Here is a 17,647-nt window from a genome sequence, read left to right as displayed (position 1 = left end):
TAACAAAAAATCTGTACTATTATGGCTTTTTGCTTTCTTCACTTCATCATTTGACTCTGTAAAACGCGAGGCAGCAGTTGAGCATGTCAACGGAGGAAATGGGGGAATAGTAACGGCTTTCCATGTGACAAGCAATAGATGTAATTACGTGGAAACAATCTTTCTTTTATGTTTTTCAGGCAGTGGAGGCTGCTCTTGCAGCAAAGGTCTACCGACAGCATCATCAACAAATAAGGCTTCTAGCATGTGAAAGTGCAAGAAGCCTCACTCTTTTGAACTTTATACAGGAGCAGATCGCTCCACAAGCCAATCAGCCAAAAATGATGGCAGTCTCGATCTTGCTGCAAGTGTAGCGTGTCCGCCTTCTGCTAGCTTAAACGTTTTGTCTTTACTCGAAACCAGCTCCACTACTGATTGGCTCATTGCTTTTGGTACGAGGGTATCCAGCGTAGTAGAAACGACCAGTATATTAGCCGTAATGTTAGACAAGACTGCTTTTTTGCCGCGTAAGCGAAGGCTGCCGCGGATCAGGCTGTTTTCCTGGACAAGTTCTTGTATTAATTGTTTTAGTGCTGCTCCGGCGAAGGGAACGTGACTTTCTGTCCAATAATTAAATCGTCTCCATTTATGAACATACGATGGATCGTTCACTCGTTCGAGCAGTGAGAAATAATGACTAAAATAAACGGGGTACGAAGCTATCCTCATGCCCTTTTCCATTAACTTTGCTGGTATTACCCCGTACATATCAATCCATTCTTCATAAGAAACACTGCCTTCCCGCAAGGCTTGTACCCACTGATCAAAGACAGGAACGTAGTCAAAGTCCATAGGGGCCACCATCAGAACGATGTTTTTGATTGGCTCATCTGCTACAGCAGCATACATAGCTGCAAGGGTCCCGCCTAAACAGTAGCCAATGATTGTTATATCCTTTGCTTTGGAATGATGCAGCGCTTTTTTGACACCTGTTTGAATATAATCGTAGACATAATCATCAACCGTTATATCTTTGTCTTCATATCCAGGTTCTCCAAAATCAAGCAGGTAGACATCAAATCCAGCATTGGTGAATGCTTCGACTGTACTCATTCCAGGTGCTAAATCAAGAATAAAAGCACGATTCACTAACGAATACACGAGAAAAAGCGGCGTTTCATACTTTTTTTGTTTTGCTTGATAATACCATAATGCAGCTTTATTCTTTTTCCAAACCGCTTGTTTGGGACTCTTCCCTACTTGAGGAGATCCTTGTGACAATACTTCTTTCACTTTGTGCAAGCGGCCGTTTTCATTTTTACGCAGAACCACGGTGCGTACCTCCCGCTGTTTTGGCGGTTTTGCTAATTTCATGGGAATAGTACTTTAAACGATCAAGCGCGTCTCTTCTTCTCTGTGCTTTTTCCTGTTTGGACGGTGAGAGATTGCGGCGAGCTTTCTGTTTGGTGTTTTGTTCGCTCGCACCCTCTGCGTCTTCCTTTACGGAAACTTTGTCTAGTTTTTCATGCAAATCGTTTACGTTATCTTCGAGCGTATCTACTTTTTCTTCTAGTTGAATAAGCAATTTCGCTATATTAGCAGTATCTGTTTTTGTCGGGATATTCAATGGGGCGGATAATAATTCACCATATTCTCGCAAGGACTGGAAAACATGTGGATGTTTGTTCAGCCACTGCGTAATAAATTGTATGACTTCCTCTTTATTCAATTCTTGATGAATTCTATTATTTACATGCTTTTCTAACAGCATTGCTATTTTTTTTAAGTCTTTATATACATCAGACATGTTATCACGCCTTTCTAAGCTGAGATAATCAACTCTCACTGTTAGTATAAACAGGCTGACATCGTTTTGTGCAGCTTTTAATAGATTTGCCCGCCGCCTCTTTTATCGCCGTTCCTGTTTAAAAATGACTGCATATGTATACCATGTAAAAATGAGAAAGGGGTGTTATATGACGACCAGCGAAATAGAATATACGTTTTATTCATTTGGTTATGGTGCCCTTTACCATAAATTTCGTTACCCTCTTCTTGTATCAGAACATCTTAAACATGTTGATGCGGATGTACTAGAAGCGTTTTTTACGTGGTACACATTTGATGATACAAAAAAGCTATTATTTGACGATTTTATTTATCATTTTCGTTTATTTGAAAACATCTGCAAAAACAACTCCCTTCCTTCCTCTCTATAGTGTAAAAAAAGAGTCTGGAACAAAAGTGCAGGAACCACAAAATAATCCAAACGGATTTTTATCAATCCGTTTGGATTATTTGTTTATGATAGATATTTCTATGATGGCTCCTTTAAAACACTTCTCGTATCATAAGCACAGCTTCCATTGACTTAAAAAAGACAACGAGCCGCTCAGTAAATTTCCCTCTCGGGCGTCTTCATGTGTTGACTGCACTTAGAACATTTCTTCCTGCCTTATTGTCTGGCTCTGATCAACCTGTTTTGGATGGAACCAAGCCTTTTTTAACGGGTTCTCAAAGGAAGTCTCCCTCTGCAAGCGCAGCCAAGTGGCGGGCCGTTCAATAAGTGTTTAGTGTGACTCATCTTCTTCATAAGCAATCAATACAATATCCTGCCGTGTTGTTTCTCGAAGTTCTGATTCCAACGCCTTTACACGCTCTAGTTGTTCTGCTTTTAAATCAGCAGCAGTATATCCTGAAAACTGTGTTTCTTCTGACACATTTCATTCCTCCTTATTTATTTTTCTCTTGCAGCTGCTTTTCTGCCATTCTTACTAATTCTTTCACCATGCTGCCGCCAATATGCCCGCCAACTTTACCGGCATCTTTTGCTTTGATATCACCATTGTACCCATGCTGAAGAGGCACACCCTGCTCCTTAGCAGCTTCAAATTTTGCTTCACTGGCAGCATTTGTATGAGATACTTTTTTTCGCAGTTCATCCATCTGCGCTCGTGCTTCCGGTACAAGCAGTTTGTTTTTCCGCCCCATCTTATCCTTCTCCCTGCTCCCTTTTTTCTGCGCTGGCTTTCCTATCTATTGTGCCTTCTGCCATCGTATCGGAAACTTGTTCATGCGTTTCGGCAAATCCCCTGGCTGTTTCGTCCTGACTTGTATAATCAGAAGATTGATACGTTTTATCAGCATCAAACGTACGTTGTTTTTTGTTTTTCATAATAAGAACTCCTCTTTTTTATTTATGCTTAATGTGTGTGGCTGCCTTTCTTTTTATACCGATGAAAAAAACTCAGATTGCCGCCGATTCCTGTAAAGGAAACCATTTTTCATTTATGCTTTGCTCCTTTAACAACGTTAAACGCCTTAAAGAATAAAAGAACCTAGGATATTGGAAAAAATTGTCGCTCAAACAGTCTGGATTTTTCTGCTTTTAAAAAGAAATGAATTTCATTTTCTATACAGACATGGATAGGACAGATGATGCAGAATAGCTTTGCCTTGAACAGCATACGTTGTCATAGAAGGGAAAATGTACGATTAGGGAGGCCGCCTGTTGAGAAAAAGAAAATTTCGCACTCCCGGTAAATACCCTTTCTCTTTTGGCCAAACAATAGTTATTTCACTCCTGATTTTTATACTTTTAACCGTGCAAAGTGTATGGCTGGTTAACAAACAAATTACGCCAACGCTGTTAGAGATTGCAAACATGGAAACACAAAAAATTGCGACTTCAACCATTAACCATGCTGTAAGCACCACGCTAGAGGATGTTGATATGAACGAACTTATTGAAATAGAAAAAGGGAATAACGGGGATATTACATCCATTGGATTTAATGGAAACGTCTATAATAGAGTAACCACTAATGCTGTCGCTGAATCACAGCACTATCTAGCAAAAATGGAACAAGGTTCAGTACCTGAATCAGCTTCCGGTCTTATTCCACACCACACAGACAGTGAAGACAGCTCTTTATATGGAATACCTTTAGGAAGAGTAACAGACAATGCATTATTGGCTCAATTAGGACCTTTAGTTCCGATTGAATTTACAGCCATTGGTGATGTGGATGTAGAATTGAACGAAGAAATACAAGAAACGGGTATTAATAACACGTGGGTGCGGGTTTCTATGGATTTAGAAGTAGATGTAGAAATTGTTATTCCATTTGCTACTGATACTGCTGTCGTTCAAACAACGGTTCCTGTTGGAATGCTTTTTATACCTGGAGAAGTGCCTGACTTTTACAGTGAAAGCAGTGGAGAAATCCCAACTCCAGCAGTTGTGCCAGAAACAGGCCAAACCAAAGACCAGTCAGAAAATCAAACAGAAAATGACAATGAAGACCCTTCATAATGAGGGATGCAGATGAAAAGGATGGGGACAAAACCGAGTAAATGAAGGCAGCCCTCACTTATTGTGAGGGCTTTCTGCGTGCAAGGGTAGATTGTACAAAATTACATTCGCTTGCCCCACTCCGGGTACAAGTGCAGCATGAGTTTCATACCAAACTTTGCTTGCCTTCAACGTGGAAGTGAGAACCCCCCCACTTCAAGCATAGCTAAGTGGTGAACAGTTCACTATAAAACCCCCCTTATCAGTCTGCACTTATACAACTTTTTCGATACCTTCATTTACTTGCATCTTAGCAGGGCCCGTTTCTGTAAGGAAAAACGAGAGAAGAAAAACAAGGAACGCCCCTGATGCACTAATCCAAAGTGGTGCTTGAGGTCCCAATACATCGCCGGCAATCCCGCTTAACATCGGGTTTAGGAATCCACCAAAGAATTCTCCAATACCAATTGTCAACCCTACTGCAACACCTGCATACTTAACTGGTACCGATTCTGTCGGTATAACCGACATAACAATAGACCCTATCCCCATACTTGAGGAAAATAGAAATACCAAGATAACAGCCCACACAACAGAGTCTGCATGTATGATAGTAAGCGGAACAAAAGCAGCCACAAAACCAAAAATAATCATGATTGGTTTACGTCCAAAGTGATCTGAAATCGCAGGAATCAACATTCCAAAAATAGCAAAACCAGCACCAAATGCGGCCATAATAATGCTCATACTGCTCGAAGAAAAACTTTTCACATTAACAAGAAAAACAGGTGCAAATATTTGAAAAGCCATGAGATACACCATAAAGCAGCTGAATATTATCACTGATAACCAAATATTCCGATGTTTCAGTACTTCTTTTAACCCTGCACCTTTGTTTGCAGTTGTCGGTGAAATCGTCTTATCTTCATTTTCCTGTGGGTTTTTCATCATTTTCATAATACAAACGGCCAAGACAATACCAGGGATAATAGTTAGATAAAAAGCCGTCCGCCAATCAAATGTATTTGCCAGTGCTACAATAAGCAGGGGGGCAAGAAAGCTTCCAAACACAGCGTTTCCCGTATTCATCGTCAGCCCCATATTAAACCCTCGCCGCTTTTCAGAGGATTCCACCGCTAAAACAGATTGCGTAATCGGTGTAATTGGTCCCTCCATAAGCCCCATGACAAGACGCAGGACAAATAACATCGCAAAAGATCCTACCAGCCCATGCATAAGAGAAACAGCAGAAAAACCAAGAATAAATAGTGCCAACAGTGCCTTTTTACTCGGTACCTTATCCGACAAATACCCTCCCAACGGTCCGGCAATCGACCACGTAAGCGCTAATGCCGAACCAATTAACCCAATTTGTGTACTGGTCAACGTAAAATCTTCTTGAATAAATGGAATTAAGTAATTTATCGCCAACCGATCAAAAAAGACAAATCCAATGGAAAAGAAAAACAACATGACTAATTTATTTTCATATGTCCAAAATTTCCATTTCCCCACTTATTTCACCCTTTCTTCACTATTAACGTGAAGCATGTTAACAACAACGTGTAGACCGCTTTCATTTTTCTTGTTCATGATTTGTTGTCAAGAGGGTGCACCTCTTGACAGAGTGAGACAGAATCGCTAGATAACTGCGAAAATAATGTACAAATTATTCCTCAACGTCATACTGCTTTAACGTTTCACCAATCATCACTTCTCCTGTGTACCCTGCCTCTCTCATAACTTCCGTCGTTTTTTCTTCATCAATTTCTCCATTCATTAAATGATGAAAGACGACCTTTTTCACGTTGGCTTCTGCCGCTGTTTGCCCAGCTTCTTCCAACGTTAAATGAGCGCTTGCCAACTGTGGCTTAATATGTTGAAATTCTTCATAAAATGGATCTCCTTTTTTCACTTCTGCAAGCATTCCGTCTAAAACCATTAAATCAGCGCCTTCGGAGAATTCAATAAGTTCTTCATTAAACGTCGTATCTGCTGATAAAACAACTGTTTGTCCTCCTGCCTCAAACTTATACGCAATCGTTTTGATGGAGTGCGGAACGTCTAGAGTCGAAATCTTTACGCCATCTAATTCCAGTTCTTCTTCTCCATGCAGTTCTTGGATATTTACATTTTCAATCATTCCATCTCCTGTCGTATATCCCGTATCGATACGGTATTGGATATCTTGTTCATAAAAATCTATGACAAAATTATAAAATTCTTTCGTTCCTTCGGTTCCTAACAAATTTAATTCAGTCCTTGGATCATTGGTTGCCCACCCAGCCATTAAGACAGTGATAAAATCCGAGTTATGATCCACATGATGATGGGTAAAGAGGATATTTGTTATTTCTCTTGGATGAATGCCTGCTTTCGTTAACCCATGCGTACATCCACCTCCGCAATCAACTAAGAAATACTTATCTTGAAATTGAACAAGAGTAGAAGGCCATGTCTTTTCTCCTTCAATCGGCGGTGAGCCTGTCCCAACAGTCGTCACCCTAAAACCATCCGGTACAGTATCTTTATTTTCAGCTCTTTTTGCATCTACGCTTTCTTCAACATTCGCTGGCTTCGTTTCTTCCACCGCTTCTCCCTCTTCAATATTTCCTTCGCTTTCTTCACTGGCTGTATCATTACTGCATGCCATCAATACAATGGTTAATGCTATAAATAAATATAAAAGCAAGTGCTTTTTACGAAACATTGCCTCTCCCCCTGATTATTTTACTTTAGTTACAAACAATGGCTGTCGATCCTTGTGTTTCTTTGTCTCTCATTAAAAATATTTATGACGCTTTAACAAATTTTTTCAAATGATGCCCGATGATCCCCTTTACAGCACGCTGTCTAAAGGTGTGCTTTGCCGCTTCCATGCCACAGTATAAAAATTCCGCCTAATGTGGTTGACGTCTATTTTCATTACATACACTGTCTATACTAAAAATTTATAAACATATAATATAGTATTGTTATAATAAAATAAACAAATTTTTTTGGAATATTTCATACATAACAGTATGGATGCAGGCGTCTTCTTAAAATCCTTGTTGAAACCGCTCCAAAGATGCAAAAGATAAAGACTTTCCCCTGATTGTACAAATCTTTGGGGATAGCCCAACAAACCTATCTCCAAGCAGACATAAAAAAATAAGAAAGCACCTTATATACTGTGGATATGAGACTATTCATGACGGCGTCTTTTCATGCCATACATTTGTGTTCATTCAAGCATACACAAGCAGAGTTCAGCAAGCAGCACCTCTGCCGCCTCTCCCTGCCCGTGCCAAAAATCTCTATCAGCATACGAATAAATATTAAATTCGCCTCGTTTTAGATGGTCCGAATCTTTTTGTCTACTAGACTTCCTTATTTAAAAAATCACCTGTTCGCTGGTATACATTTTTATATTCATCAAGATGCGTGAACTTACCTAAGAAACCATGCACAGCACCTTCATATCGTTTCGTTACAACATACACCCCGGATTTTTCTAATCGTTCTGCAAATAGTTCTCCTTCATCCCGAAGTGGATCATGTTCTGCTGTAATAACAAGTGCTGACGGAAGATTTTCTAAGTTTTCTTCTTTTATTGGTGAAACGAGCGGATCATGAGGATCAGCGCCGCCAGATAAATAGAACGAATTGAATTCTTCTAACGCATCACTTTCTAAGCCGTACCCCTTTCGATTATCAAACAATGACTGGTAACGAAATTCGCTTAAATCAAGGTCTAAAGATGGATAATACAAGACTTGTTTTGTAATCGTAAACTCTTTTTTATCACGCGCCATGAGAGAAACTGCTGTAGCCAAGTTGCCGCCAGCACTATCACCTGCCACAACAATATTCTCTCCGTCCCAATTCAATTCTTCCTTATTCTCTGTGACCCATTTCGTTACATCATAACAATCTTGTAACGCAGCAGGATAAGGATGTTCAGGCGCAAGACGGTAGTCTACCGATATCACCTTATATCCAGACTCCACCGCAATGGGACGAGCAATTTCATCATGACTTTCCAAAGTGCCTGAAAAAAATGCCCCCCCATGAAAGTACATGAGAATTGGATAAGAATCTTTTGCCTTCGGTGTATAAATTCGCACTGGTATATCCGCTTCAGAAGCAGGAATGGTTCTTTCTTCAACCAAATGAACTTGCACACGTTTTTCTAAAGGGATCGCGGGAGCATTCATCACTTTTCGCTGTTCTTGGGGAATAAGCTTCTGGTCAGGATCTGGCTTTGGCATTGATTCAAACACTTTTTTAATTTCTGGATGTAATGTCATACATTACGACCTCCTTATTCATGCTTACGGATGTTTTCATGAGTGAACTAAAGCCCCTATTTTATTTAATATTTTGATATTTCCCACACCTATTATATTTGTTTTACTGGCCATTTCGTAAGTCTTATATTTAAAAATTCATTATGTCGTTGGTTCACACATTTTCCTTAAGAAATGATATCAACACAACAATCTTATGGTGTTTCAAACACACTTTTTTCTGGAAATGCCGTTTTGGCTTCTACTTTTGGCGGTCTGCGAGACAATTCTTGGTATTTATCGGTTATTGGTTTTCTGCGTGCTTGATATATTTGCAGAGCTTCTGGAATTGTAGCAGCATCGCGAATGGATTCGGCTAGCACTCCTCCATCCTGTATCGCACTGTTTGCACCTTGCCCTTGATGATGAAGCATAGCATGGGCAGCATCTCCAAGTAATGTGATGCAATCGGAATGCCAACGCTCTAGTGGATCAATATCATAGATGGAGCGGCACGTATAATTGTCAATTTTTTCAGCTATCTTCTGAATTTTCGAATCGAAATTTTCCAAACATTGCAAAATATCCTTTTTCTCTACTTCCGGCCGCCATGATGCATCTGCAGAGGATACTGTGACGTCAAATGAAACTTGCTTTCGATGGTGTAAAGGCATAAAATACACATGATTTCCTGTTTCCCCATCAACAAAAACTTTAAATGTATTATCAGGTGCTAAATTGAATGTCTCTTTTTCTTCTACCACAGCCCGGTAAGCATGTGTGTGTGAATAGACAGGTTCAACATTGCTGAATAACTTTGAACGAACCGTAGAACGAATACCATCTGCTGCAATAACCAAGTCGGCCACAACGGAATTACCATTATCAAAATGAATTTCTGCATGATCTCCATAATCAATGATAGAGTCGCATTTATGATTCAAATGGATGGACTCTGATGGTAATTGGTTGAAGAAAATATCAATTAAGTCCGCCCGATGAATCAAGCGCGCCCATCTGTCTTCAGGATTATTGGTTAAAAGAGGCCATTCTTCGTTTATTAAGACTTCCCCTGTACTTGTGAGTATTTGCATAAAGCTGCTTTTCTCGCTTTTACGTTCTATTTCGTTATAAATTCCCCAATCTTTAAAAAATTTAACCGTTGGCGGGCGCATGCCAATGCCTGCACCAACCTCTTTAATGACTGGGGCTTGCTCATAAAGGTCAGCATGAATGCCTTGATTCTTTAAAGCAACTGCAGTAGCTGCACCGCCAATCCCTCCTCCAATAATCACCACTTTTAACTTAGATATTTTCTTCTCTTTTAACCGCATAAATAATTTCCCCCTTCAAACGATTAATAACAATGAGCCGAACTTTTCACTCTGCCAATGACTATTTCAACACCTTGCTCCTTCACCCAGCCACACACCTTCCCAGCACTCCATCCACAAGAACAAATAAGCTTTCCATTTAGTTTAAGCGCTTTCAATCAGTACTCAAGGAGAAAGCAGCATGACGCGTTTATATATTCCTTCACACAACTCAATTACTCAAGTTGACACTCAATATCTGTCATCCTCTGAAAAGGCATCTCTTATTCAAGTTTGACCTTTATCTCGCGACAACATCATACCGCGCCCTCGACTAGAAAATATGAAGACATATTCAGCCGCTTCAAACGCATGAGCACCCGATTTGTATTTGAACGATTACACACACTTACGTGCATACGAGCAACTCTTCCTAGTCGAGGAATAGCGGTCAATGGTCCAGGTAATCCTTTATCACCTGAATTATCCTTCTGAAACCTTTGAGTGCTTTTTCACGTTGCGGTTCTGAAGCGGAGCCGCAGTACAAGCCTGAACTTCCTCGAATTCAACATCCGGAGCCAGATCTTGCACGACAAGACCGCCATCTGTCACATCAATCACGGCAAGTTCCGTGTAGATACGGTCTACAGCACGGGGAGCTGTTAGCGGAAATGCACACTCTTCTACAATTTTTGATGTCCCTTCTCGAGTGCAGTGCTTCATAAATACGAAGACCCGCTTACTGCCAACAGTAAGATCCATAGCTCCCCCGACCCGGCCGAGAGAAGCATTAGGCAGTTTCCAGCTGGCAATATCACCACGCATAGATACTTGGAAGGCTCCAAGTACAGCAGCGTCAAGGTGACCTCCCCGAATCATCGCAAATGATTCTGACTGTGAGAAAAAACTCCCGCCTGGTAACAGCGTGATAGGTTCTTTTCCTGCATTCACAAGATCAGAATCTGTTTCTCCTGTGTGCTTACGGGGTCCAATACCAAGGATTCCGTTTTCACTGTGAAGAATCACCTCTTTTCCTTCAGGTAACGCTTCCCCTACAAGTGTTGGCAGTCCGATACCGAGATTGACAAACCACCCTTCTTCTAATTCTGCAGCAATACGACCTGCTACTTCCGGTATTGTCCATCCATTTAGTTCTTCATAAGGCCTAACCATTTTGTACTTTTCCCCTTTCCTCCTGCGAAGCGATTTCCACCAAACGGTGTACGTAGACACTTGGGGATATTATTTCCTCCGCACTCATATCTCCTACCTCTACAATTTCATCGACTTCAGCGATAGTCGTCTGTGCTGCTGTTGCCATCACTGGATTGAAATTGCGTTGTGCTTTTCGGTAAACGAGATTGCCCCATCGATCTGCTCGATGTGCCTTAATGAGGGCATAGTCTCCGGTAATTGCATACTCAAGGAGGTGTTCGCGGTTGTTGAACACCCTACTTTCCTTCCCTTCCCCAAGTTCAGTGTGTGCAGCTGTCGGTGTATAAAAAGCAGAAATACCGGCTCCTCCTGCTCGAATACGCTCCGCGAGTGTTCCTTGAGGAACCAATTCCAATTCCACACGGCCGGTTTCAAGATACTCAATTAATTCGTTGGCATGCGGACCGACAGGGAAGGAGCATATAATCTTCTTCACCTGCTGATTGCTGATCAATGTTGCTACTCCCTCACTCACAGCACCAATATTGTTAGACACAATAGTCAAACCTGTTGCACCATTCTCTTTTAGAGCAGTGATAAGCCGCGATGGCAGCCCGCTCCCCCCAAATCCCCCAACGAGTACTGTTGAATCGTTAGGGATATCAGCAACAGCATGTTCTTCGTTTTCATATTTCTTATGGATCATTGTATTTTTCCTCCTTCCTTCTTTACACCCGTCAACTCTTCTCTGTAACCATTCATCGTCACAAAGAATGCTGAAGGTAAAACCCGTGGGTCACCGGTGTATTCTAGTTCTCTCGCAATCGCTGTAAACGGCTCATAGAGTCCATCACCTGCTCTATCAGGATGCACTTCATCTATACGGTGTCGCTGTGCTATACCAGCCAGCTTTTCATCCATTTCGAGACTCGCCCGCAGCACATTTGGTACGTCTTCGCCGTCCACTCGTGCGTCGACAGCATTCCCGTTCGCATCCAAAAAATGGTGCCCTAAATACAGACGCTCTGGCCGTACTTCTTCAAGAAGATGCCGTACGCTTTGACGATAAAGAGCAGAATTTTCAATTGTTGGAAGGCCACTTGATTCCCCTCCATACATTTGCACCGCATCAGCCGCAAAAGCCCAATTCTGTTCATTAAGCAAGTATGTCACTGAGCCGTTGGAGTGCCCTGGGGTTGATATCACTGTCACCGATACGTCTCCTCCAAATGTCAAACGGTCCCCGCTGACAACTTCGTGCGTTGGCTCTACTTCGCCCCCAATAATATCCATGAGAATCGCTTGTTGTTTCTTTTTCGTTTCTGGTGCTAAATATGGTCCTTGAAGATGTTCGTGATCTTTGATGTGTTCACGGCGATCACGAAGGAGCCTGGCATCTTTTTGTGGAATGACAACGTTTGCATTTCGTCCTGTTTTCTTCCATACTTCCTGAATTCCGCCGAGGTGATCAGCGTGTCCATGAGTCAGAAGAATCCAGCGCACATCACTAAGTTTTACATCATGTTTTTTTAATTCCGGCTCAATTACTTGTGAAGGCGATGCTGCAATGCCAGTGTCAATGAGTACCGGTTCTGGAGCATCAATATAGTAGACATACGCCACTGTCTGTCCAAAGCTGCAAGCAATGGGAATAACACGTACTGAATGCTGCATCAGTTATCATCCCTTCTCTACAATGTTGTAACCCTAGTGTCTTTCGCTTAAAAAGTGGAAAAGCGCTGCGATTTTTTCGGCAAGCAAGCATATCACTTCATCACTCTATCCGTGTGCTTTTACTGCATTGGCACTTGTATCTTATTTTTCAACATGTCAGTCCTGCTTTGGAATAATTGGCAGCAATAAGTGAGAAGGATGGGCTTTATCGCGATAAATTTTATGTGTTGTTGCACGGCCGCTCGGCAAATGATAGCTGTCCGGAGGAAGCAGCTGTGCATTCTCATCACTGATAGACTCATTACAAGACAGTTCAAGCTCCAGTCTATGCCCAGCTTTGAATACATTTGAGAATGGATAAAGTTTAATCGCATATTCTATTACTTCACCAGGAGGGACTGGTTCAGACCGTGTATGTGGATGATGCGGCTTCCACGGTTCTGATTTCGACTTATCCAGCTCACGATGAGATGCTTTCAAATAGCCGGTGGTAACCAGCTGACGGTTCCCATACGGATCAACATCGTACACCTTGGTGATTAAGTTCGTGTCATCTGTATCGATTTCAACGTAAACATACAATGCCCCTTGACCGGTCATTTCTGTATCTTCCATAAATTTATCGCTCTTCCACTTTACTGATTGTGTTTCATTCGTTACAGTGAGCGGCACTTGATAAAATCCATCAGGCGGCGCTTGTTCTGCACCAAGAGGCTCTGGATTTTCACTGATTCTGTGACGTGGACGCAAATAGAATGTTTTATACTCCGTTTCAGGAAGCGGCCATTGTTTCACCCCACGCCACTTATTTTCCCCTTCCACAAACATCTGGATCGATTCTTCATCAAGAATGCCGGTATCGATTCCTTTCAGCCAATAGTCATACCAACGGAACATCTCCTCATGTGACTCATGAAACGGACGTTCCTGCATTGGCGGCTTTGGCTGCAAATCAAGCTTCTTCACTCCATTCACCTTATTGAATGCATCAATCGTCCCTTCCACTGTCCAGCCGCGCCCCCATTTCACTTGAAAGTACGCAGGGATATCAACCTTATGTGCTACACTCATTGGGCTTCCTTCCTGCCAGAATGGACCATCATGCGGGTTGAGCAGAAAATCCATCCACAACTCATGACGGTTCGGATAATGTAAGAGGTGCACAAAGTCCGACCAGTTTGCAATATCAGGATCATTCAAACGTTTACGGATACGTTCCTGATACTCCTCGGTGGTGTACACTTTCTCACTTTTACTTTTCACATTACGTGCTGCTACACCACTATCGCCACCGCGGCCTTCACGAGAAGCTCGCGGCATTAACCACAAGATACCTCCGTGATACCCTAATTCGTAGAGGTCAAAATGTCCTCCGTTAGCAAAAATAGCTTTCAAATGCGGTGGCTTTTCAGCTGCTCCAAGAAGTTGCACTGTAGCAAAATAGGAAATACCGATCATGCCAATATTCCCGTCGCACCATGGCTGTTCCGCCATCCATTCAACGACGTCATAAATGTCTTTTCCTTCTCCATGACCACCGCTGTCATAGTTGCCAACCAATTCTCCTTCAGATCCTCCAGTACCACGTACGTCCGCAATAATATGAGCATAGCCATGGTCAACAACAGCACGAATGTCCCCTGCTTCAATTGCTCCATTCCAAAGCGCACTTGGGCGCGCCTGTGGAGGCAGTGTCAGTGATTGTGCCTGCAGCTCTTTCCCATATGGACTAATGGCGAGCAGCGCCGGCACTTGTTCGCTTTCATTCGGACGATAGATGTCAGCTGCCAGCTGGACGCCATCACGCATAGGAATCCGCACGTCTTTTTCTACTTTCATTTGCATCTACTCCTCGCAGTCATTCTGTTAAGTACATTTCAACCAGTCATTTTAGAATGAAAATTCAAAATTATAAATTTATTCGCCATTATCTTTTTTGCCTGACTCGTTATAAAGATGCTTTAACAAGTGTTGTCAGAAAACAACCTGCTGCTTCCTTCATTTTGGCGAAATACTCAGTCACTGATAACGGAACTGGCTTCTTTCTTACAAGGGTGTAAAGCAAGGCACGTATGGACCAGGGTCATCCTGGCTGCCACTTTGCTTAAATACTGTTTTTACTTTTTGCCCGATATATATTTCATCCCAGTCACAGTCAACGATATTGGTCATCATGGAAGGTCCTTCATCAAGCGTTACATAAGCAATAGCATACGGACTCGCCCCGCGCCGCATCACACTGTAAGTATAGATGGTGCCAGTTCCCTTTGTTTCCTCCCACTTGGTTTTCTCGCTCATGCAGTATGGACAAAACATTCGCGGATAATGGTGATACTCGCCACAAGCTTCGCATCGTTTGACGAGAAGTTTTCCTTCTGCTGCAGCATCCCAGTATGCTTCATGTTCTGGATAAACTTCAGGTTTAGCCATTGTTCTCGGTTGGTATGTCGCTGCCATAATTACACCCTCTCCATGATAAGTGTTGCACTGCCGTGACGACTTGCCAGTCCGCCTCCAGTACCGTGAGCCATTGCAATATCACAATCTTTCACTTGCACCTTCGGATGTGCTTCGCCACGCAGTTGGCGAACCGCTTCAATTACTTTGGTCATGCCGCCTCGGCTCGTTGGATGATTGTTATTCAACCCACCGCCATCAGTATTGATAGGAAGCTTACCGACTCCAGAAATCAAGTTCCCATCAGAAACGAACTTGCCGCCTTCACCTTTTTCACAAAAGCCCAAATCTTCAAGCTGCATCACTACTGTAATGGTGAAGCTGTCATAGACAGACGCGTACTTAATGTCCGAAGGTGTAACACCAGCTTCGTCGAAAGCTCTCCGTCCCGACCAGACAGCGCCGGTATAGGTGAAGTCGTCTTTTCCACCCATTTGTCCCTTCGGTGACTCTCCCGCTCCCATAACACGCACAAGCGGCCGCTTCAGACTTTTAGCAATCTCAGGGCTCACAACGACAACTGCGCCTCCACCGTCACTTACCACACAGCAGTCCAAGCGGTGCAGTGGGTCAGAAATCATCGGAGAGTGAAGGACATCATCGACGTTCACCACATCTTGTAATCTTGCATTCGGGTTGTATTGAGCATGGTGAGAAGCTGCCACTTTCACCCATGCCAGTTGTTCGCTGGTCGTTCCGTATTCATGCATGTGGCGCTTTGCGGCCATGGCATATTCATTTACGGCTGTCGGTCCAAATGGCACTTCAAAAGGAACATCAGGAATATTCGGGCTTGCTGCCTTTGGTTTTACACCGTTTCTTCCTGCCGCGCGTGGGCGTCCTGCCATTGTAATCAACGCCACGTCACACTTTCCAGCTGCTATTGCTTGGGCTGCATGTGAAACATGAACGATGTAAGATGAACCACCGGTATCCGTTGAATCCACGTGACGAACGTTGAGACCCAGGTAATCAACCATCGATAGAGCCCCACCCGGTGCATCGCCGGCACAAAAATATCCATCAACATCTTCTATAGAAAGACCCGCATCTTCTAATGCCCCTTTGGCACACTCAGCGTGCAAAACGGCAGTAGATTTATTCTCTGCGAGACGGGTTGGATGCTCGAACGCCCCTGCGATGTAAGCTTTTCCTTTAATACTCATGTTTAAAAACCCCCGTGGTTCTGATCAAAACATTCCCAGCCCTGCACGCATATATTTACGGCCAAACAGCAATTGTGGCGCATCCAGCATATACGAAGAATGACATCTTCTAAAACATAGCCCTTCCACTGCAAAGTACAGAGGCAAAAACCCATGCTTCACTTTAAGTCCCGCTGCTCCAGCAAAACCTATATGCCTATCAAAACACAGGGACGGGAAATATGATCAATATTTGCATCTTATAATCCTTTTTCTTCATTTTTCAGTCTGTATCATGGAGACTAATCAATCATGCAGGCGGTCATCAAACACCTGTTGATACTGCTGCAGCCTTTCGCATTCGGTCAGGCTTTGGTTCTTTCATTGTCAAAAGGTGAGCAGGAGTATGGATGAGAAGCTGCTCAATCGTCTCATCACTTACACCTCGAGCTTTAAGATCGGGTACGAATACTTCCAGAAGCTCAGCCACAGAATGCTCGGTCGATGCCCAGCCAAGTGCCCAGCAGTTGGCATCGCATGAAATAATGGCACGGTTTGTATAACCTGCATTGAAAAGATCCATTACTTGATCAAGGCGTTCTTTTCTTGGACGTGCCCAAAACGGTGCTGGCACTTCCGGCGTGCCTTTTTCTGTGTCAAAGCCAATCGTGTCATATCCAACAAAAGCGCCCCGCTTTGCTATTCGAAAGTCTCTTTCCGGGTCCAGCCCTTCAGCTCCATCTGAATGGCCAATGACAACCCGGTCCAAAGGAAGCCCCTCCGTCTCAAACAAATCCATTTGACGATCACCGTTTATAGACAAGTGCGTAAGAATAGGAACACCAGTGGCACGTGCTGCTCTTGCTGCTGCACGGTACACACGCTCATCCAATTCGCTCAAGCCGCCGCGGCTGACACCTACTTTGACGGCGCCTGCTTTGACATTCGTTCCTGCTATGCCGACGGTAATTTCGTGATAGAATAAATCAGCTAAATATTCAACCGACTTATCCCGGAAGTATGGAAGAACGGTGTCTCCTGACACAAAACCGGTACAGGCCACGATGTTCACGCCTGTGGTCTGGGATACGACTTGCCAGTAAGGGATATTACGTCCCGTTCCAATTCCTGTACAATCAACAATGGTCTGACCTCCCAGCTCACGGAAGCGGCGCAGCTTGTCAATCGTCACCTCGAGCATTTTCGGACGGGCTTCCCACCACTTGGTGTCCAAGTCACATCCAGGCAGACCAAATCCGATATGTTCATGCATCGCCGTGATGCCAAGCTGCTCGGTTGCAATGGCTCCTTGAATCGTGTTTATTTTACCCATGTAATATCCGCTCCTTTTCCTTCAAA

18 protein-coding genes are annotated in these 17,647 nt (G+C 43.1%); 2 read left to right on the top strand and 16 right to left on the bottom strand.

Annotated elements, in window-relative coordinates; genetic code table 11:
- Positions 1–279 precede the first annotated feature (279 nt).
- Both BLT18_RS08035 and BLT18_RS08030 read right to left on the bottom strand, forming a co-directional pair.
- Positions 280–1,311: an alpha/beta fold hydrolase gene (locus BLT18_RS08035; protein WP_245705210.1), complete on the bottom strand. Its 1,032-nt coding sequence runs from the start codon at positions 1,309–1,311 to the stop codon at positions 280–282.
- Positions 1,298–1,786: a hypothetical protein gene (locus tag BLT18_RS08030; protein ID WP_091272852.1), complete on the bottom strand. Its 489-nt coding sequence runs from the start codon at positions 1,784–1,786 to the stop codon at positions 1,298–1,300. The genes BLT18_RS08035 and BLT18_RS08030 overlap by 14 nt, the downstream gene beginning before the upstream one ends.
- A gap of 169 nt (positions 1,787–1,955) precedes the next feature.
- Between BLT18_RS08030 and BLT18_RS08025 the strand changes: the two genes are divergently transcribed.
- Entirely contained in the window at positions 1,956–2,198 is a 243-nt protein-coding gene (locus BLT18_RS08025; protein WP_091272850.1) for a hypothetical protein, read from the top strand.
- A 351-nt stretch (positions 2,199–2,549) separates the two neighbouring features.
- Here BLT18_RS08025 and BLT18_RS18155 read toward each other — a convergent pair whose 3' ends face one another.
- From BLT18_RS18155 to BLT18_RS08015, 3 genes are read right to left on the bottom strand one after another with little or no spacing between them, the layout of a single operon-like run.
- Complete coding sequence (locus BLT18_RS18155; protein ID WP_175487426.1) at positions 2,550–2,699, bottom strand: hypothetical protein; 150 nt, start codon at positions 2,697–2,699, stop codon at positions 2,550–2,552.
- 13 nt (positions 2,700–2,712) lie between these two features.
- On the bottom strand, positions 2,713–2,970 hold the full coding sequence (locus BLT18_RS08020) for an alpha/beta-type small acid-soluble spore protein (RefSeq protein WP_091272849.1): 258 nt from the start codon (positions 2,968–2,970) through the stop codon (positions 2,713–2,715).
- A 1-nt stretch (position 2,971) separates the two neighbouring features.
- Positions 2,972–3,154 carry a YozQ family protein gene (locus BLT18_RS08015; RefSeq protein ID WP_091272848.1) on the bottom strand — a complete coding sequence of 61 codons (183 nt, stop codon included), beginning with the start codon at positions 3,152–3,154 and terminating at the stop codon, positions 2,972–2,974.
- Between the two features lie 336 nt (positions 3,155–3,490).
- Between BLT18_RS08015 and yunB the strand changes: the two genes are divergently transcribed.
- Positions 3,491–4,294: a sporulation protein YunB gene (gene yunB, locus BLT18_RS08010; protein ID WP_175487425.1), complete on the top strand. Its 804-nt coding sequence runs from the start codon at positions 3,491–3,493 to the stop codon at positions 4,292–4,294.
- 252 nt (positions 4,295–4,546) lie between these two features.
- Here yunB and BLT18_RS08005 read toward each other — a convergent pair whose 3' ends face one another.
- The 11 genes from BLT18_RS08005 to BLT18_RS07955 form a co-directional block, all read right to left on the bottom strand.
- The gene (locus BLT18_RS08005) at positions 4,547–5,788 is read right to left on the bottom strand and encodes an MFS transporter (RefSeq protein WP_217635735.1); all 1,242 of its coding nucleotides are present in this window, start codon (positions 5,786–5,788) and stop codon (positions 4,547–4,549) included.
- Positions 5,789–5,942: 154 nt separating this feature from the next.
- Positions 5,943–6,983 carry an MBL fold metallo-hydrolase gene (locus BLT18_RS08000; RefSeq protein WP_091272845.1) on the bottom strand — a complete coding sequence of 347 codons (1,041 nt, stop codon included), beginning with the start codon at positions 6,981–6,983 and terminating at the stop codon, positions 5,943–5,945.
- A 652-nt stretch (positions 6,984–7,635) separates the two neighbouring features.
- Positions 7,636–8,565, bottom strand: coding sequence for an alpha/beta hydrolase (locus BLT18_RS07995; RefSeq protein ID WP_091272843.1), 930 nt, complete (start codon positions 8,563–8,565; stop codon positions 7,636–7,638).
- Between the two features lie 194 nt (positions 8,566–8,759).
- Positions 8,760–9,878 carry an FAD-dependent oxidoreductase gene (locus BLT18_RS07990; protein ID WP_091272842.1) on the bottom strand — a complete coding sequence of 373 codons (1,119 nt, stop codon included), beginning with the start codon at positions 9,876–9,878 and terminating at the stop codon, positions 8,760–8,762.
- Between the two features lie 462 nt (positions 9,879–10,340).
- The gene (locus BLT18_RS07985) at positions 10,341–11,030 is read right to left on the bottom strand and encodes a 3-oxoacid CoA-transferase subunit B (protein ID WP_091272840.1); all 690 of its coding nucleotides are present in this window, start codon (positions 11,028–11,030) and stop codon (positions 10,341–10,343) included.
- Positions 11,023–11,718, bottom strand: coding sequence for a 3-oxoacid CoA-transferase subunit A (locus BLT18_RS07980; RefSeq protein ID WP_091272839.1), 696 nt, complete (start codon positions 11,716–11,718; stop codon positions 11,023–11,025). The genes BLT18_RS07985 and BLT18_RS07980 overlap by 8 nt, the downstream gene beginning before the upstream one ends.
- A complete protein-coding gene (locus BLT18_RS07975; protein ID WP_091272837.1) occupies positions 11,715–12,686 on the bottom strand; it encodes an MBL fold metallo-hydrolase in 972 nt (323 codons plus the stop codon). Before BLT18_RS07975 ends, BLT18_RS07980 begins: the two co-directional genes overlap by 4 nt.
- A gap of 156 nt (positions 12,687–12,842) precedes the next feature.
- Complete coding sequence (locus BLT18_RS07970) at positions 12,843–14,525, bottom strand: CocE/NonD family hydrolase (RefSeq protein ID WP_091272836.1); 1,683 nt, start codon at positions 14,523–14,525, stop codon at positions 12,843–12,845.
- 207 nt (positions 14,526–14,732) lie between these two features.
- On the bottom strand, positions 14,733–15,143 hold the full coding sequence (locus BLT18_RS07965; protein WP_091272834.1) for a Zn-ribbon domain-containing OB-fold protein: 411 nt from the start codon (positions 15,141–15,143) through the stop codon (positions 14,733–14,735).
- 2 nt (positions 15,144–15,145) lie between these two features.
- Complete coding sequence (locus BLT18_RS07960) at positions 15,146–16,309, bottom strand: thiolase domain-containing protein (RefSeq protein ID WP_091272832.1); 1,164 nt, start codon at positions 16,307–16,309, stop codon at positions 15,146–15,148.
- A 304-nt stretch (positions 16,310–16,613) separates the two neighbouring features.
- Positions 16,614–17,621 (bottom strand): phosphotriesterase family protein, encoded by a 1,008-nt coding sequence (locus BLT18_RS07955; protein WP_091272831.1) that lies wholly within the window; start codon positions 17,619–17,621, stop codon positions 16,614–16,616.
- Positions 17,622–17,647: the final 26 nt, after the last annotated feature.

Origin of the sequence: Alteribacillus persepolensis (assembly GCF_900099605.1) — a bacterium.
Taxonomy (GTDB): domain Bacteria; phylum Bacillota; class Bacilli; order Bacillales; family Marinococcaceae; genus Alteribacillus; species Alteribacillus persepolensis.
This window is presented reverse-complemented; position numbering and strand designations above follow the sequence as displayed.

Bases quoted from the DNA above. Each gene is read 5' to 3' on its own strand.
- BLT18_RS07970 (WP_091272836.1), bottom strand. From the start codon at position 14,525: ATGAAAGTAGAAAAAGACGTGCGGATTCCTATGCGTGATGGCGTCCAG.
- BLT18_RS07955 (WP_091272831.1), bottom strand. From the start codon at position 17,621: ATGGGTAAAATAAACACGATTCAAGGAGCCATTGCAACCGAGCAGCTT.
- BLT18_RS07980 (WP_091272839.1), bottom strand. From the start codon at position 11,718: ATGATCCATAAGAAATATGAAAACGAAGAACATGCTGTTGCTGATATC.
- BLT18_RS08015 (WP_091272848.1), bottom strand. From the start codon at position 3,154: ATGAAAAACAAAAAACAACGTACGTTTGATGCTGATAAAACGTATCAA.
- BLT18_RS08000 (WP_091272845.1), bottom strand. From the start codon at position 6,983: ATGTTTCGTAAAAAGCACTTGCTTTTATATTTATTTATAGCATTAACC.
- BLT18_RS08030 (WP_091272852.1), bottom strand. From the start codon at position 1,786: ATGTCTGATGTATATAAAGACTTAAAAAAAATAGCAATGCTGTTAGAA.
- BLT18_RS07985 (WP_091272840.1), bottom strand. From the start codon at position 11,030: ATGGTTAGGCCTTATGAAGAACTAAATGGATGGACAATACCGGAAGTA.
- BLT18_RS08020 (WP_091272849.1), bottom strand. From the start codon at position 2,970: ATGGGGCGGAAAAACAAACTGCTTGTACCGGAAGCACGAGCGCAGATG.
- BLT18_RS07960 (WP_091272832.1), bottom strand. From the start codon at position 16,309: ATGAGTATTAAAGGAAAAGCTTACATCGCAGGGGCGTTCGAGCATCCA.
- BLT18_RS08025 (WP_091272850.1), top strand. From the start codon at position 1,956: ATGACGACCAGCGAAATAGAATATACGTTTTATTCATTTGGTTATGGT.
- BLT18_RS07990 (WP_091272842.1), bottom strand. From the start codon at position 9,878: ATGCGGTTAAAAGAGAAGAAAATATCTAAGTTAAAAGTGGTGATTATT.
- BLT18_RS07975 (WP_091272837.1), bottom strand. From the start codon at position 12,686: ATGCAGCATTCAGTACGTGTTATTCCCATTGCTTGCAGCTTTGGACAG.
- BLT18_RS07965 (WP_091272834.1), bottom strand. From the start codon at position 15,143: ATGGCAGCGACATACCAACCGAGAACAATGGCTAAACCTGAAGTTTAT.
- BLT18_RS07995 (WP_091272843.1), bottom strand. From the start codon at position 8,565: ATGACATTACATCCAGAAATTAAAAAAGTGTTTGAATCAATGCCAAAG.